Here is a 17832-nt window from a genome sequence, read left to right on the forward strand (position 1 = left end):
GGCTTGAACGGAAAATGGATCATCCATTAGACCGAAAGGAAATTCATATCGTCGGGGCTATCGATAATATCTACTCGCAGCACCTGGGTGTTGCTTTTGCATCAATGCTTATAAACATGTCCCCTGGAACAATGGCTTATTTATACGTATTGAGTGCAGGGTTAACCGAAGAGAATAAAGCTAAGCTTAAAAAGACAGTCAGCCGGTTTGCGGGGGCTTGCATTCAATTCATTCATGTAGATGGCTCTATCTATGAACAATTCATTGTCAGTGGCCAAATTACTAGAGCAACTTATTTAAGGCTGGCCATACCTGATGCCCTTCCTACTACCATCCAGAAGGTTATCTATATGGACAGCGATGTCGTAGTTACCGGAAATATCGTTGAATTATGGGACACGGATTTAAGAGGGCATGCTATCGCTGCAGTAATCGATCCGCATTGCGCTTATCTTCGATGCAAGGCTCTTCAGATTCCGGAGAAAGTATATTTTAACAACGGCATTATGGTCATGAACTTGACGAAATGGAGAGAGGAGTCCATAAGTCGTAAGATAACGGATTACACCATTCGGAATACGAAATCAATGGTATTTCCAAGTCAGGATCCAATGAATGCCGTGCTATATAACGATTGGTTGGAACTGCCCCCAACTTGGAACGGACATACTTCCATCATGAAGGAGTGGAAAGATTCAAATCCTCCGGCAGTCATTCATTATACGGATGTTAGCAAGCCATGGCATTTGGATAATTTTCATCCCTATAAGAACGAATATTACAAATATAAACGATTGACCGAATGGAGGTCGTCCAAACCTGAAATTAATCTAAACCGTATGATGACCAGGTTAATGAAAAAAGTTCTGCCGAGACCTGTAAAAAAAGCAGTTAAAAAAGTAATGTCATTACGCTAATTCAAAAAAATAATAAAACTAATATCATTGGAGGCTGTTTATATGAAACCATTTGTTGTGGTCACGGGTGCAGGGGGATTTATCGGGAATCATCTGGTAACTTTGCTGAAGGAGAAAGGATATCAAGTACGAGGAGTAGATATTAAATTCCCTGAGTATTCCGATTCAAAGGCTGACGAATTTCTAATCCTTGATTTAAGAATCTGGGAAAATTGCCTGAAAGCAACCGATGGAGTCGATCAAGTATACGCGCTTGCGGCAGATATGGGAGGTATGGGGTATATTACGACGCATCATGCCGAGATCTTATATAATAATGCATTAATTAATTTTCATACGCTGGAAGCGGCAAGAATAAATGGCGTGAAAAGATATCTTTATACCTCATCTGCCTGTATTTATCCGGAATATCTTCAAACGGACGCTAACGTAACACCGTTGAAGGAAGAGGATGCTTATCCGGCTGCTCCGCAGGACGCATATGGATGGGAGAAATTGATCTCGGAAAGATTATGCGAGCACTATAGAGAAGATTATGGAATAGAGACGCGGATCGCCAGATTCCATAATATATTCGGTCCGCTCGGAACTTGGGATGAGGGAAGAGAGAAGGCTCCTGCGGCTATTTGCCGTAAAATTTCTTTGGCAAAACTGAATCAAGAATCATCGATCCCTGTTTGGGGGGATGGAGAGCAGACAAGATCGTTCTGTTATGTTGATGATTGCGTAACGGCCATATATGAATTAATGCAATCGGATTATCCTCATCCATTAAACATCGGACAAGATCGTCTCATTTCCATTAATCAATTAGTAAATATGGTTTCCGAAATAGCGAATTATGAGGTCATAACCCATCATATTGAAGGACCGCAGGGAGTAAGAGGGCGCAATTCCGATAATACAAGACTGTATGAAATCTTAAAGTGGCAGCCTCAAATTTCGCTTGAAGAAGGACTAAGACGAACTTATTTTTGGATTGAGCAGGAAGTGCGGAAAAAATATGCAGGCGTATTATCATGAAGGGATGAAAAAGAGCAATGGAAGATAAGTCGAACGTGAAAGAAATTCATGTTGCTTCCGTTGGGGATAACAACTACGCGCAGCATCTTGGAGTAACATTCACATCATTGTTAATGAACTTGTCACCAGGTACTAAAATTCATTTATATGTTCTAAGTACCAGATTGAATACAGAAAATAAATCAAAACTAGAAACAATCGCAAGTCATTTTGGAGCCCGAATTGAATTTATTGAAATGGACGGTTCTCCTTATGCAGAATTTAGTACAAGTGGTCATCTTAATAGAGAAACTTATCTAAGATTAGCAGTCCCTGACGTTATTCCATCTTATATCGATAAGGTAATTCTTCTGGACAGCGATATCGTTGTTACCGGGAATATCGCTGAAATGTGGGAAATGGATTTAAGAGGTCGTGCGATTGGCGCGGTATCTGATAGGGGAGGGGCATTTCGTTGCAAAGATCTGAAGATACCAGAAGGGGTATATTTTAATGCCGGTATCTATGTCATGGATTTATTTAAATGGAGAAAGGAATCCATCAGAAGTAAGGTGATGGATTACCTCGCCCGAAATACGAAAGAATTGATTTTCCACGACCAGGATGCCTTGAATGCCGTGTTATATGACGATTGGTTAGAGTTGTCGGCAAAATGGAATGTGCAACCTCATATGCTTCAGGGTAGAAAGGGAAGGGATAATGTCCCCTCCCCTGCAATCATTCATTATACGGGATCATGCAAACCGTGGCACTTCGAAGATACTCACCCGTATAAAAAGGAATATTACAAATATTTGAAAATGACCGAATGGAAGTCTTATAAGCCGGAATTAACTTTGAATCGATTCATAAAGCGAGTGGCGAAACAGCTCTTACCGTACTCAGCTGTCTCGATTCTTAAAAAAGCAAGAAAATCATTATTAATATCAAAAAGACTCGCCTAAAGTATAACCCTTCGAAAAGCCGCTTTTCCATGAATACTTATGGAAAGCGGCTTTTTCGAAGGGTTTGGTCTGTTGCATAGGAAAGAAATGATTGACACGGTACTTAATGTATCATATTCTTAATCTACTGATACATAATGTAACATTTATAAAGGGGGAATTAGATGATTCCATTCAATATACCTGCGGTTACAGGTAAAGAATTGTCCTATATCCAAGAGGCCATTTCCAATAAAAAAATATGCGGAGACGGACCATTCACCAAGAAAGTAGCAGAGTGGATTGAAGACTATATCCCAACCAAAAGAGCTCTCTTAACTACATCATGTACGCATGCCCTCGAAATGACGGCGATGTTGGCGGATATTCATCCGGGAGATGAAGTAATAATGCCGTCGTTTACTTTCATCTCGACGGCAAATGCATTTGTTCTTCGCGGAGCGAAAATCGTTTTCGTCGACATTCGCCCGGATACGCTTAATCTTGACGAAAGCCTTATCGAATCAGCGATAACTTCAAAAACCAAAGCGATTGTGCCCGTCCATTACGCAGGTGTTTCCTGCGAGATGGACTCGATTATGGATCTTGCAAAAAAGAATGGTTTGCTGGTCATAGAGGATGCGGCTCAAGGGGTAATGAGCACCTATAAGGGAAGAGCGCTAGGTTCGATCGGCCATATGGGCTGCTATAGCTTCCATGAAACGAAAAACTTCACCTGCGGCGAAGGCGGCGCCCTTCTTCTGAACGAGGAGAGCTTCGTGTCTCGCGCCGAGATCATCCGGGAGAAGGGGACGAACAGATCTCGATTCTTCAGAGGGCAGGTGGACAAATACTCGTGGGTTGATATCGGCTCATCCTACTTGCCAAGCGAACTTAATGCCGCCTACCTCTATGCGCAATTCGATCAAGCGCAAACTATTAACGACGATCGGATAGCTAGCTGGAACGACTACTACGCAGGCCTGAAGGAGCTAGAGCAGCAAGAAAGGATCGATTTGCCTACGGTACCGGTCCATTGTAAGCACAATGCGCATATTTTCTATATTAAGACGAAGGATCTGAGCGAGAGAACCAGGCTGCTTCGGTATCTGAATGAAAACGGTGTAGGCGCCGCGTTTCATTACGTTCCTCTTCATAGCACGTCTGTCGGCTTAAAGCACGGTTTGTTCCATCGGGAGGATCGTTACACGACGCAGGAGAGCGACAGGTTAATCAGACTGCCGATGTATTACAGGCTAACGAAGGACCAGATCGGAAGAGTTATCGACATGATCTACTCTTTCTACGCGGTATCGACCGCAAATCAATTTCGTACAGGAGTGGGTCTAGGATGAAGGGAATCGTACTAGCTGGGGGAAGCGGAACACGATTGTTTCCGCTCACGAGAGTCGTATCCAAGCATTTACTGCCAATCTATGACAAACCTATGATCTATTATCCGCTATCCGTGTTAATGCTGGCAGGAATACGGGAAATTATGATCATATCGACACCTGAAGACAGTCCCCGATTTAAGAAGCTGTTAGGCGACGGCACGGACATCGGTTTATCGCTGACCTATGCGGTGCAAATCTCGCCGGACGGCGTCGCGCAGGCGCTCCTGATTGCTGAACCCTTCATCGGAAAAGATAGCGTGGCGCTCATCCTGGGAGACAATTTATTTTTCGGGCACGGTCTTACTCAGATGTTGAATAAAGCGGCGAATCAAGCCCATGGGGCGACCGTATTCGGATACTACGTGAACGATCCGGAGCGGTTTGGCGTCGTGGACTTTGACGATGCTGGCAAAGCGGTCAGCCTAGAGGAGAAGCCGACGAACCCGCAGTCCCATTATGCGGTTACCGGCCTCTATTTCTATGACAATCGAGCCGTTGAATTCGCTAAATCCATTCGTCCATCCATCCGAGGGGAGCTCGAAATCACCGACTTAAACAAAGTGTATTTGTCACGTGGCGATCTAAATGTGGAAATACTATACCGGGGGTTTACTTGGTTGGACTCCGGAACGCACGGGTCTCTGCTGGAAGCCTCGCAATTTATTGAAACGATAGAGAAGCGGCAAAGCTTAAAAATCGCCTGCTTAGAAGAAATTGCTTATGATAAAGGCTACATTTCACGCGAACAGCTTATCAATCTTGCAGAGGCGATGATGAAAAATGACTATGGAAAATACTTGCTTAGAGTTGCTAACCATCGTTCCAAGAAGACGGTTAATGCGTAAGGAGAGATTACGATGACCATTCTTGTTACAGGGGCGGCGGGATTTATTGGCTTCCACACCTCCCGACGCTTGCTGCGCGAAGGGTTGGATGTCATTGGGTTGGATAATATGAATGACTATTACGATGTCAATCTGAAGAAGGATAGACTTGAGCTTCTTAACAGTCAACCGAGTTTTCGATTTATACCTGTTGATATAGCCAATCAGGGGCAGCTAAACGAAATCTTCGCCAACAATCATGTACAAGCCGTCATTCATTTGGCAGCTCAAGCGGGCGTCAGATACAGCCTTGAGAATCCGCACGCTTATATTGAGTCAAACATCACCGGGTTTCTAAATATTTTAGAGGCTTGCAGACTTCATCATATCGATCATCTGATCTACGCATCTTCCAGTTCCGTATATGGAGCAAATACTAGAACCCCCTTTAGCGTTCATGATCCTGTCGATCATCCGGTAAGTTTATATGCCGCAACGAAGAAGTCCAATGAACTGATGGCCCACACTTACAGTCATCTATATGGGCTTCCTACGACAGGTCTCCGCTTCTTTACCGTTTACGGTCCATGGGGAAGACCGGATATGGCCTATTATTCGTTTGCCAAAAAAATAATCGAGGGCTTGCCGATACAAGTTTTTAATTACGGCGATATGAAGCGCGATTTTACATATATAGAAGATATTGTTGAAGGTATCGTACGGTTGATAAACCTGCCTCCAAAGGCGAATGAGGCATGGAACCGTACCCATTCCGACCCCTCTTCGAGCTACGCGCCCTATAAGATTTACAACATTGGCAATAATGAACCGGTTGAACTTAAGAAGTTCATACACATACTGGAGCAATTAATAGGGAAGCAAGCCGTTATCGAATACATGCCGATGCAGCCAGGGGATGTGCTGACCACTTACGCGGATATTGAAGAGTTGACTAGAGATGTCGGATTTTCTCCATCAACCTCGATTGAAGAAGGACTTGGTCATTTTGTTAATTGGTTTAGAAGCTATTATACGGGGCTGATCTAATGGGTAAGTATGACTACCTTATCATTGGTGCAGGAATTATAGGATTGACTATAGCCAGGGAATTAATACGAAGGTACCCTCGCAAGAGAATTTGCGTTATTGAAAAAGAAGATCAAGTTGCGATGCACTCCAGCGGTAGAAACAGCGGAGTGCTTCACGCCGGGTTTTATTACAGCTCCGATAGTTTGAAAGCGAGATTTACTCGTGACGGCAATATAGCGATGACCCGATTTTGCGAAGAAAACAGACTGAAAATTAATAAGTGCGGGAAACTGATTGTCGCTGTAAACGAAGAAGAACTGGCAGGACTGGAGGAATTAAAAAGAAGAGGCGACCGGAATGGCGTTGAACTCGTTTGGCTTGATTTGGAAGAAGCGAGAAAAATCGATCCCAATGTATTCACATTCCAAAGAGCGCTCTATTCACCCAACACATCATCTGTAGATCCTGTTGAAGTGTGCCAGCAAATGAAATGGGAAAGTAGTCGGAGCGGGGTTGAGTTTCGATTTAATACGGTATATTTGCGGCATAATAACAACCAATTGGTTACAAATCACGGGATAATCGAATGTGATTACGTCATCAACACCGCCGGACTTTATGCGGATAAAATCGCCCATAAATACGGTTTCGGCAAAAAATTTACGATCATTCCGTTCAAAGGGATTTACTTAAAGTATACCAAAAACAAATCCGATGTAATGACCCACATCTACCCCGTACCCAATCTGAATAATCCGTTTCTTGGCGTTCATTTTACAAAAACGGTGGATAACAGCATCAAAATCGGTCCGACAGCTATCCCCGCTTTATGGCGTGAAAATTATTCAGGTTTGCATAGGTTTAAATCGAGCGAGTTTATTCAGATTCTCTATTATGAAGCAAAACTTTTCTTGAAAAATTCCTTTAACTTTAGAAGATTGGCCTTAGAAGAAGTAAAGAAATACAAAAAAACGAACTTCATTCATTTATCTTTGAAAATGATTCGCCATCTGGATATAGAAGGCTTTGGAGATTTCTTAAAGCCCGGTATCCGAGCGCAGCTTCTGAATAAAGAGACGCTAGAGCTGGTGCAGGATTTCGTTCTTGAAGGAGACCATCAATCGATGCATGTTCTGAATGCTGTCTCTCCCGCTTTCACATGCTCCATTCCCTTTGCGGAGTATGTGGTTGATGAAATAATAAAAAATCAAAAGCAAAACTTCATCCAGTCCGATTCTGTCAGATATCGAAAAATCGACTATTAATAAGGAGAGTTCACAAATGAAGACAGTATTGGTAACGGGTGCCGGCGGATATATCGGGAGCGTGTTGGTACCCAAATTGCTTGACAGAGGATACAACGTTAAAGCGCTTGATCGTTATTTTTTCGGAGAAGATAAGCTGAAATGGCATGAGAAATTAACGATTATCAAAGAAGATGCCCGCAGAATGAAAGAAGAATACTTTGCAGGCGTTGACGCCGTCATAGATTTGGTGGCCATTTCCAATGACCCAAGCGGAGATTTATTTTCCGAGGCAACTTATCAAATTAACCATATCTCACGGGTGAACACAGCGACAATAGCCAAAAAATTAGGCGTAGAAAGATACATATTACCCTCATCATGCAGTATTTATGGATTTGTTGATAACGATATTATCGTACATGAGAATTCGGTTACCAATCCATTAACGACTTATGCAAAAGCAAACGAAAAAGCGGAGCAAGGTATATTGCCATTAGCGGACTCGAACTTCACGGTCGTCATCATGAGGCAGGCGACTGTGTATGGGTATTCACCCCGGATGAGATTCGATCTTGCGATAAACGGAATGACATTGGGAGCTTACAAAACAGGAGTCATTCCGCTCATGAGAGATGGTTCTCAATGGAGACCAATGGTACATATACAAGATACGACAGATGTCATGTGTTTGCTTCTCGAAGCGGATGCGCGGAAAATAAATAAACAAATATTTAACGTTGGTTCGAATCGGAACAACTATCAACTCGGACCTCTTGCCGAGGAAATTTCCTCCGCTTTGCCTATAGATATAAAAATTGATTGGTACGGCGATCCGGATCATCGTTCTTATCGGGTCAGCTTCGATAAAATCAATACCGTGTTGAATTGGGAAGCAAAATGGACCGCTGCCGACGGAGCAAAGGAAATATATAAAGCTTTAGAAAACGGTAAAATAACGCAAATGGAGCAGTCGATTACACTGGGCTGGTACAAAGAGTTAGTTAAGTGGCACAAGATCATTAAAAATATTGAGATGTACGGCGCTATTATCGATCTTTAATGAGAAGAAAGTAGAATTGGGAGGATTGCGATGCGAATCGCTGTTGTAGGAACGGGGTACGTCGGCTTGGTGACTGGCGTTTGTTTATCGGAAATTGGTCATGAAGTCATTTGCATAGATATTGATGAAGCAAAAATCGAGAAGTTGAATAATGGGTTTTCCCCGATTTACGAACCTGGATTGGAACAGCTGTTAAACGATAATATTGCGGAAGGCAGATTGTCGTTCACGACTGATTTCGAACAAGGATTTCAATACGCGCAAGCGATTTATATCGCAGTTGGAACTCCTCAACGAGATGATGGATCCGCTAATTTGGACCATGTGGAAACGGTGGCGCGAAGTATTGCAAACCATATTCGCGAGTATGTTGTCGTGGTAACGAAGAGTACAGTGCCCGTTGGAACCAATCATCGAATCAAGCAGATCATCGAGGAGAATATGGTGGAAAAGGTTCCCTTCAACATGGTTTCCAACCCAGAGTTTCTGAGGGAAGGCACCGCTGTCCATGATACCTTTCACGGTGATCGCATTGTTATCGGAGCCGACAGCGACAGTGCAGCGGAATTTGTGAAAGAGATCAACAAACCTTTTGGAATTGCTGTATTTTGTACGGATATCCAAAGCGCCGAGATGATTAAATATGCTTCCAATGCTTTCTTGGCGACCAAGATCAGTTTTATTAATGAAATCTCCAATCTCTGCGAGAAGCTGGATGCGAATGTGGAAGATGTCTCTCATGGAATGGGAATGGATCAGCGTATTGGAAGACAATTTCTGCAAGCGGGAATCGGTTACGGGGGCTCCTGCTTCCCGAAAGATACGAAGGCATTGATACAGATCGCAGGAAATGTCGAGCATGAGTTTGATCTCTTAAAATCGGTTGTTCGCGTTAATAATAAACAGCAAAAACTTTTAGTCAAAAAGGCAAAAGACCGATTCGGTTCACTCGAAGGAAAAACAATTACCATCCTTGGATTAGCTTTCAAACCGAATACGGACGATATGAGAGAATCCGCTTCAATCGTAATCTGTGACCAGCTCATTCGAAGCGGGGCAATTGTCAAGGCATATGACCCTATCGCCATAGAAAAGGCTAGATCGATCCTCAATCCTGAAGTCGTCTTTGCCGCTTCCATCGAAGTCGCGGTTACTCATGCAGACTGCATGTTCATTCTGACAGAGTGGTCTCAATTTAAACAAATGGATTTGACGGCCATTAGAACTATGATGAAAGAGGCTATTATATTTGACGGGAGGAATATTTTCTCTCTGGAGCTCATGAAAGAGAAAGGATTCGAATACCACTCCGTCGGACGGGCATCCTTATATCCCATACCTGTTGCGAACTAATCGAAATAATGAACGATTTTTCTTATTGCGGGGAGAACCAATAATGAAAAAAGAAGCGATACTGCCTCTGCTCCTCGTCACCTCGATATCATTCGAGACTATCGCTAAGGAGGCATTTGGGGCAATTGATAAAGCACGTATCGCCGACAGCACAGTGACGATGGTTAAACTCGATGCTGCTGTTATAAATGCAATTAACTCCGGTGGTAGCGGCGATGGTACTGCTGACTCTTTGGACTTAAAGGCAAATTTCGGCGCAGTTGGCGACGGTGTTGCTGATGATACGGACGAGATTCAAGCGGCTATGGACAGTGGCGCGAAGATTATTGTGCCGCCTGGCGTATATCTAATTTCCGGCGCCCTCAAAATGAATGTTATTACGACTATTTTTGAAGGCGTTAATGCAACATTCAAGAGCACGGCAACACGCGTTATTAACGTATTCGCAGGAACATCAATTACGGGCATCAAGTTTGAAAAAGTATATCTTTATTTTAGGCAGAACCACCAAAACCCCGGAAAATTTATCGTTGATCGCTGTTCATTCCTCAATGGAGATTACGCCATTCGCGGGCAAGTCGGTAGGGCGGGGGTTGGTATTGAAGGGGAAATGCCGCACAATGTTCAAGTAACGAATTGCGTATTCGATAATTGCAGTTATGGGATTAGCGGCGCATTTTCTGATAGCGTATTTTCTAAAAACAAGATGACAAATTCACCGAATCGAAATATCGAACTTAATGCGGGTTCTGACAATCTCATTTCACACAACTGGATTGACAGCGGCGTAACTGGAATTTGCTTGATGATGAGCAACTCGTACACCCAACGCAAACCGATAAACCGCAACATTATTACCAACAACAGAGTGTCCAATATTTCTGAAGAAGCCATATCGCTAGATATACACGGAGACACTGCCGCTGACAGTGGAAGTCGGATTACTGGAACAGTCAGCAGTATTGACGCATCAAGATCAGCCCGAATTGTACCTAGTTTTACGCTTGCCGCAAATGCTTATACCCATTATTATGTTCAGTTCCTTACTGGCAGGGCACGTGGACAAACACATTTGATTACAGGTATGGGCGCGGGTGGAACACGTTACTTGGAAATACCAACCGCGGATAAAAATTTAATCGGGGTATCAGACAAGTTCACGGTGCATATCGGATGCGTGGGCAACGTCATTGCGAACAACATAGTGAAAAAAGCGCAGACCGGGATAACCGCTTATGGAACAGGAACCGAAACCATTATTGAGGGCAACCATGTAGAGGATTGCACTGGAACGGGGATTTTGATTCGCTCTTTGTACAATGTTCAAGCGGGAGGGTACGGCATCGTTTCTAACTCCCTTGTGCAAGGTAATGTCGTTGTGAATTGCGAACTTGCTGCCGATATTATTTCGTTCGGAAGTTCACCGATCGATGTACTCTCGGTGGGCAACAAATTCCAAGACAACAATGTAATCAATGGTCACATTATTTATGAGTACCAATATGATGATCATTTGTTAATAGGCAATACAGCAACAGGTTCTAACGAGAACACACCGACTACGCCTGCTGATGTTTTTTATTTTTCTAGCGGCGTCCCTTTCCGACGAACGAAAGCGGTCACAGGAGGAAAGCCGACATGGGCACACGCAACGCTTGCCTATGACTTGTTTACAGGTGCAAATAGTGCAACCAAATTAGGTGCCGCCGATGCAGGCGGTTCATGGAAAGCGGTAGATGGAACTTGGGGCATTAGTAGTAATGAGGCTTATTCCGTATCCGATGTACCAGGTAATATCGCAGTTTTGCCAGCTGTCGGAACTGGAAACTATATCGTTTCTTGCGTAATGAAAGGCGATATAGACAGTAGTGCTAACAGACGGAGACCCGCCCTCCTGTTCCGTTACGTCGATTCAAGTAACTTTATGCTTGCGTATTTGGAAGAAGGACGTGTTGTCATCGGAAAATCTGATGGAGGAAAAACGTCCGTTTTAGCTTCATACCCCCACCTGACCGTCGATAACACTTGGTATAGTTTCAAGGTGATTTGCAAAGACGATATCGTTAAACTTTCGGTGAACGGAGTTTGGGTGGCTTCGCATATTCTGGAACCCGCAGAATACAAGAAATACGGCAGTGCAGGGCAAGTGGGGATGAGACTTTCAAAATCCGGCTCTCCATCAGTTGCGGCACGTTGGAACAATTTGATTGTAGAGCCTCTGAGTTAAGGGGACAATCATTCAGTTGCAGATTATCGAATACAACCGCCTCTCCGAGTCATTGACTCGGAGAGGCGGTTGTATTTATTTTGAGGAGCAGCGATCACATAAAATTGAGCTGCTTTGTTTTTCAGGCCATGGCCTGATTTCGTCGACAATCTGCACAATAAATCATCTTCTATCATAAGTTATTATGAAACATTTAGGACAAGTAAGTCTTTGGTGAGTAGTACAAAGACTATTCTACATCATAGGAGGGGAAATCATGTCTCAAATCGGTCCGCTGCCCGATAATTTTGAAATTATCCGTGTGGCACACAATGATACAGACTCAAAACTGACCGACCTTTCATCTAAAGTCATGCTCAAATCTACGTACGATACGAACAATTCCGGTTCCGTAGATTTAGCTGAACAAGCAGTAAAACTGCAAACAGCCAGAACCATTACGATCGCCGGGGATGCTTCGGGTTCTGCCTCGTTCGATGGTTCGCAAAACATACAGATTAACGTAACAGGAACCGGCGGATCAACGACAATTCCCGATGGTTCGGTTACAACAGCAAAGCTAGCAAATGGTGCGGTAACAGGTGCTAAACTCGCTAATAATTCAGTAACAGGTTCTACGCAAATTGTTGGGGGTTCGGTACAAACGGCACAACTTGCCGACGGCGCAGTGACGATGGCTAAACTCGATGCTGCTGTTATTGATGCAATTAACTCCGGTGGAGGCAGCGGCGGATCAGGCGACATGCTCAAATCCGTCTACGATACCAATAACAACGGTGTTGTAGATCAAGCTGCTAAGTTGCAAACAGCACGGACAATTGCACTGACCGGAAGCGTTTCGGGTACGGCTTCCTTTGACGGCTCGGCTAACATAACAATCGTTACGACTGGAAGCGGTGGCAGCGGCGGCGGCACTGCTGGCGCTTTGGACTTAAAGGCAAATTTTGGCGCAGTTGGTAACGGTGTTGCCGATGACACATCCAAGATTCAAGCGGCTTTGAACAGCGGAGCGAAGATTATTGTACCGCCCGGTGTATATCTGATCACAGCCGACCTCAGTATGAATGTCATTACGAGTATTCTTGAAGGGGTTAATGCAAAGTTCAAAAGTACGTCACTACGAACTATAAATATAACGGCAGGCACAGGAATTTCGGGAATCACTTTTGAAAATGTCTATCTTTATCTTAGATGGAATCACACGAACCCCGGAAAGTTTCTCATTGATCGTTGTACCTTTAAGGCGTTTTACGGTGTCCGTATGGAGGTAAGTTGGACTGGAACAGGTTTCCAAGGGGCGATGCCGGAGAACGTTCAAGTAACCAATTGCGTATTTGACGGTCACAGCTATGGGATTTACGGTGCCGCTTCTAGCAGTTACTTTGCGCACAACCTATTTAAAAATACAGCAAGTCGAAATATCGAACTCAATGCAGGTTCAGATAACTTAATTTACGACAACCGGATTTACGGTGGAGTAACGGGCATTATCTTCCTCATTGACTGTACACTCAACCAAAGAAAACCTGTTAATCGCAACATCATACACTGCAATCACGTATTCAATGTTTCCGAAGAAGCCATTTCCTTGGATGGCAATGCGGATACAGCAGGCGAAAACGCAAGCCGTGTAACAGGTACGGTTGCTAGTCTCGATTCTTCAACAACTGCAAGAATTATTCCTAGCTTCTCAATGAGTACGGCAAATGTATATACGGAGTTCTATGTCACATTCCATACGGGTAAATCCCGTGGACAGTCTCACCGTATAACAACAATGGGCGCGGGTGGAACGAGTTACTTGGAAATACCGACAGCCGATAAGAATTTCATCTCTGTTGGCGATAAGATTACCGTGGTTATCGGATGTGTAGGTAACATCATTTCAAACAACATTGTAAAAGTAGCACAGACCGGGATAACCGCTTATGGATGTGGAGTCGGAACGATAATTGAGGGTAATCACGTCGAAGATTGCTTTGGAGAAATGGGAATCCTTATACGCTCCTTGTATGGCACATCGGGCGGCGATCTGGATATCGTTCACAACAGTTTGGTGCAGGGGAATGTTGTTTGGAATTGCGAGATTGCCGCTGATATTAACTACTGGGGCAGCACTCCGATTACTACATTGGCCGTAGGAAACAAATTCCAAGACAATACCGTAATCAACGGGCATGTTATTTACGAATACCAATATGATAACAATTTGTGTCTGGATAACACGGCAACGGGTTCTAAGGACAACACGGCTGAGCAACCTGCACAGATTTCGTACACCGCTAATGGTGTTCCTATGCGCCAAACCGTAACCGAAGCGGGAGCTAGTTCCTACGCTTTCGCGGGACTCGCATATGACCTCTTTAACCGCGCGGATAGTTCCTCCACTTTAGGCAGTGCTGTTGTAGGGGGGGCGTGGACAGCCGCAAACGGAACTTGGGGCATCAGCAGTAATGAGGCTTATTCCGTATCTGACGCGACAAATAATATCGCAGTTTTGCCAACTGTCGGAACTGGTAATTATATCGTTACTTGCGCTATGAAAGGCGATATAGACAGTAGCGCAAATAGACGCAGACCCGCCCTCGTGTTCCGGTACGTCGATTCAAATAACTTTATGCTTGCGTATTTGGAAGAAGGACGTGTTTTCATCGGCAAATCTGATGGAGGAACAACTTCCGATTTAGCATCGTACCCGCACCGTACCGTTGATAACACTTGGTATAATTTCAAAGTAATTTGTAAAGACGACATCGTGAAACTATCGGTCAACGGGGTTTGGGTAGCCTCTCATGTACTCACGCAGGCTGAACAGTTGAAATACGGAAACGCAGGACAAGTGGGAATGAGACTTTCAAAAACCGGCTCTCCATCAGTTGCGGCGCGTTGGAACAATTTGGTTGTAGAGTCTGTAATTTAAGGTTTCTTACGGAAATACAGGAAGCAGGCGAAGCTTACCCCGCCTGCTTCTTTTTGCTATCCCCGCCACTTAGGACTTTCCGCCTCCTCCTAATTGCTTACGCGGCCGATTCCATCCGACATAAACGTGTCCTATCCGCATAAGCATGTATTGCTTCCGAATTCTCATTGAACAACGGAACGCGATACTCTGCTGATAGGAGAGTTCCCGATGATCAAAAAAATTTTACGCGTCGCAACGGTCTTTTGTTTGTCTCTTGCATTCTTCGCCGATCCAATTGCGCCGACGCGAGAGGCGCACGCGCTCGCCGCGGTCGTGGACGTGACAACGCAGCATAACGACAACCGACGGACGGGTGCCAATCTGAATGAAACGACTCTGACGACTGCCAACGTGAACGCAAGCAGCTTCGGGAGGTTGTTCTCCCAGCAAGTCGACGGACAAATCTACGCGCAGCCGTTGTATTTGTCCCAGATGGATATCGGCGGCAAAACGCGCAATGTCGTCTATGTCGCCACGATGCATAATACGCTTTATTGCTTCGACGCGGACGACGGATCGCTCGGCCCTTTATGGACGAAATCGCTCGACCCGTCCGTCAAATTGCCCGACGCCAACATCGGACCGGCAGGGTACGCCGATATCAAAAATGAAATCGGCATATTGTCCACGCCCGTCATTTCCAGAGATCGCGGCGTCATCTATTTGACGCTGATGACGGTCAACTCGGCCAAAACGCAATATAAGCATCGACTGTACGCTCTCGATTTGAAGAACGGGAGCATTCGCCAAGGTCCCGTAGACATCTCCGCGACGGTGGCAGGCACCGCGGACGGAGGCACAACCGTTCGATTGAACAGCATGTTTCAATTGCAGCGCACGGCTTTGACGCTGGCGAACGGAAGAGTGCAAATGGGCTTCGGCAGCATCGGAGACAACGGGAATTACCATGGATGGGTGCTCGGTTACAACGCCAACACATTCGTCCAAGAAGTCGCGTACACGACGTCGCCAAATGGGGAATGGGGCGGGGTATGGATGTCGGGCCAAGGTCTGACGGTCGATCCGGCTGGCAATCTCTATTTCCTGTCCGGCAATCTGTCCATCGACGTGCTCGAAGACGACGCGAATAAAGGAAACGCAGTCATTAAACTTAGCAATGGCTCGCCGGCGCAACTGCTGGATTGGTTTATTCCCTTCAATTACGAAGAGTTGGACTTAGTTGATCTTGATCTTGGTTCGAGCGGGGTAATGCTCATTCCAGGCACCGGACTTCTCATCTGCGGCAGCAAGGGAGGAAAACTGTATTTACTGGATTCGAACAACCTTGGTAAATTCCAAGCGGGAAGCGACTCTCAAATCGTGCAAAGCTTTTTTATTTCCACCGGGAATATTCACGGCGCGCCGGTATATTGGGAGGGACCGGCCGGCAAGCAAATCTACGTGTGGGCGGAGGAAGATACGTTAAAGGCGTTCAAGTTCGATGGTACGCGGCTCCAACCGGCACCCGCGTCGCAAAGCGTCGTGAAATTGCCCGACCATACGATGCCCGGCGGATTTTTGTCCGTGTCCGCGGACGGCAATAAGGCGGGCACGGGAATCGTGTGGGCGAGTTCGCCGGTTAGCGAAGACGCGAATCATGCGACCGTCGAAGGGGTGTTAAGGGCTTTCGACGCGAGCGATTTGTCCCGCGAATTATGGAACAGCAAGCAAAGCGGAAGAGCGAGCGATATATACAATTTCGCGAAATTCGCCCCGCCTACCATTGCGAATGGGAAAGTGTACATGGCGACTTTTTCGAACCGGATCGACGTTTACGGGTTGACGGGAGGAACGACGTCGACGACGAAAGCGGAAGCGGAAAACGCGACGCTGACGATCGCCAAAGTCAATTGGGACCACGCGGGTTATTCGGGCACGGGCTTCGTCGATAATTACAACACCGGCAACGTCGGGGCGACGACGACGTTTACGGTCGACATGGCCAGCGCCGGGGCCGCGGACGTGACGCTCAGGTACGGCAACGGGATGGGCAGCGCCATGACGGTAAGCCTCTACGTGAACGGGACGAAAATCAAGCAGACGACGCTTCCGCCGACCGCGAATTGGGATACGTGGGGCGATAAGACGGAAACGCTGAACCTCGTTGCCGGGACCAATACGATCGCGTACCGGTACGACTCGGGAGACACGGGCAACGTCAATTTGGATTACCTTTCGATTGCGGGAGGGACAGTGGTGACGCCGCCGACGTCGACGACGAAAGCGGAAGCGGAAGACGCGACGCTGACGATCGCCAAAGTCAATTGGGACCATACGGGTTATTCGGGCACGGGCTTCGTCGACAATTACAACACCGGCAACGTCGGGGCGACGACGACGTTTACGGTTAACATGGCCAGCGCCAGCGCCGGGGCCGCGGACGTGACGCTCAGGTACGGCAACGGAATGGGCAGCGCCATGACGGTAAGCCTCTACGTGAACGGGACGAAAATCAAACAGACGTCGTTGCCTCCGACCGCGAATTGGGATACGTGGGGCGATAAGACGGAAACGTTGAACCTCGTTGCCGGGACCAATACGATCGCGTACCGGTACGACTCGGGAGACACGGGCAACGTCAATTTGGATTACCTTTCGTATGCAGGAGGGACAGTGGTGACGCCGCCGACGTCGACGACGAAAGCGGAAGCGGAAAACGCGACGCTGACGATCGCCAAAGTCAATTGGGACCACGCGGGTTATTCGGGCACGGGCTTCGTCGACAATTACAACACCGGCAACGTCGGGGCGACGACGACGTTTACGGTCAACATGGCCAGCGCCGGGGCCGCGGACGTGACGCTCAGGTACGGCAACGGAATGGGCAGCGCCATGACGGTAAGCCTCTACGTGAACGGGACGAAAATCAA

Annotated in this window: 12 protein-coding genes; all 12 read left to right on the forward strand. The window is 46.0% G+C overall.

The features are described 5' to 3' along the window. The first annotated feature begins 14 nt into the window (after positions 1–14). Complete coding sequence (locus ACFPPD_RS26205; RefSeq protein ID WP_209749068.1) at positions 15–917, forward strand: glycosyltransferase family 8 protein; 903 nt, start codon at positions 15–17, stop codon at positions 915–917. A gap of 42 nt (positions 918–959) precedes the next feature. Then, entirely contained in the window at positions 960–1940 is a 981-nt protein-coding gene (locus ACFPPD_RS26210) for an NAD-dependent epimerase/dehydratase family protein (protein WP_209749069.1), read from the forward strand. Between the two features lie 17 nt (positions 1941–1957). Next, positions 1958–2884, forward strand: coding sequence for a glycosyltransferase family 8 protein (locus ACFPPD_RS26215; protein ID WP_209749070.1), 927 nt, complete (start codon positions 1958–1960; stop codon positions 2882–2884). A gap of 164 nt (positions 2885–3048) precedes the next feature. After that, a complete protein-coding gene (gene rffA, locus ACFPPD_RS26220; protein ID WP_209749071.1) occupies positions 3049–4218 on the forward strand; it encodes a dTDP-4-amino-4,6-dideoxygalactose transaminase in 1170 nt (389 codons plus the stop codon). Then, complete coding sequence (rfbA, locus tag ACFPPD_RS26225; RefSeq protein ID WP_209749072.1) at positions 4215–5105, forward strand: glucose-1-phosphate thymidylyltransferase RfbA; 891 nt, start codon at positions 4215–4217, stop codon at positions 5103–5105. Before rffA ends, rfbA begins: the two co-directional genes overlap by 4 nt. 12 nt (positions 5106–5117) lie before the next feature. Beyond that, positions 5118–6131 carry an NAD-dependent epimerase gene (locus ACFPPD_RS26230; RefSeq protein ID WP_209749073.1) on the forward strand — a complete coding sequence of 338 codons (1014 nt, stop codon included), beginning with the start codon at positions 5118–5120 and terminating at the stop codon, positions 6129–6131. After that, positions 6131–7378 carry an L-2-hydroxyglutarate oxidase gene (gene lhgO / locus ACFPPD_RS26235; RefSeq protein ID WP_209749074.1) on the forward strand — a complete coding sequence of 416 codons (1248 nt, stop codon included), beginning with the start codon at positions 6131–6133 and terminating at the stop codon, positions 7376–7378. Before ACFPPD_RS26230 ends, lhgO begins: the two co-directional genes overlap by 1 nt. Before the next feature lie 16 nt (positions 7379–7394). Further along, positions 7395–8420, forward strand: a complete 1026-nt coding sequence (locus tag ACFPPD_RS26240; protein ID WP_209749075.1) for an NAD-dependent epimerase/dehydratase family protein — start codon at positions 7395–7397, stop codon at positions 8418–8420. A 30-nt stretch (positions 8421–8450) separates the two neighbouring features. Next, positions 8451–9773, forward strand: a complete 1323-nt coding sequence (locus ACFPPD_RS26245) for a UDP-glucose dehydrogenase family protein (protein ID WP_209749076.1) — start codon at positions 8451–8453, stop codon at positions 9771–9773. Positions 9774–9816: 43 nt separating this feature from the next. Beyond that, a complete protein-coding gene (locus ACFPPD_RS26250; RefSeq protein WP_209749077.1) occupies positions 9817–12000 on the forward strand; it encodes a right-handed parallel beta-helix repeat-containing protein in 2184 nt (727 codons plus the stop codon). A gap of 256 nt (positions 12001–12256) precedes the next feature. Then, entirely contained in the window at positions 12257–14920 is a 2664-nt protein-coding gene (locus tag ACFPPD_RS26255) for a pectate lyase family protein (protein WP_209749078.1), read from the forward strand. Between the two features lie 210 nt (positions 14921–15130). Beyond that, positions 15131–17832: CBM35 domain-containing protein (locus ACFPPD_RS26260; RefSeq protein ID WP_378083931.1), on the forward strand; the 2702-nt coding region annotated here is incomplete at its 3' end.

It is taken from the genome of Cohnella suwonensis (assembly GCF_042655365.1).
Classification (GTDB): Bacteria; Bacillota; Bacilli; order Paenibacillales; family Paenibacillaceae; genus Cohnella; species Cohnella suwonensis.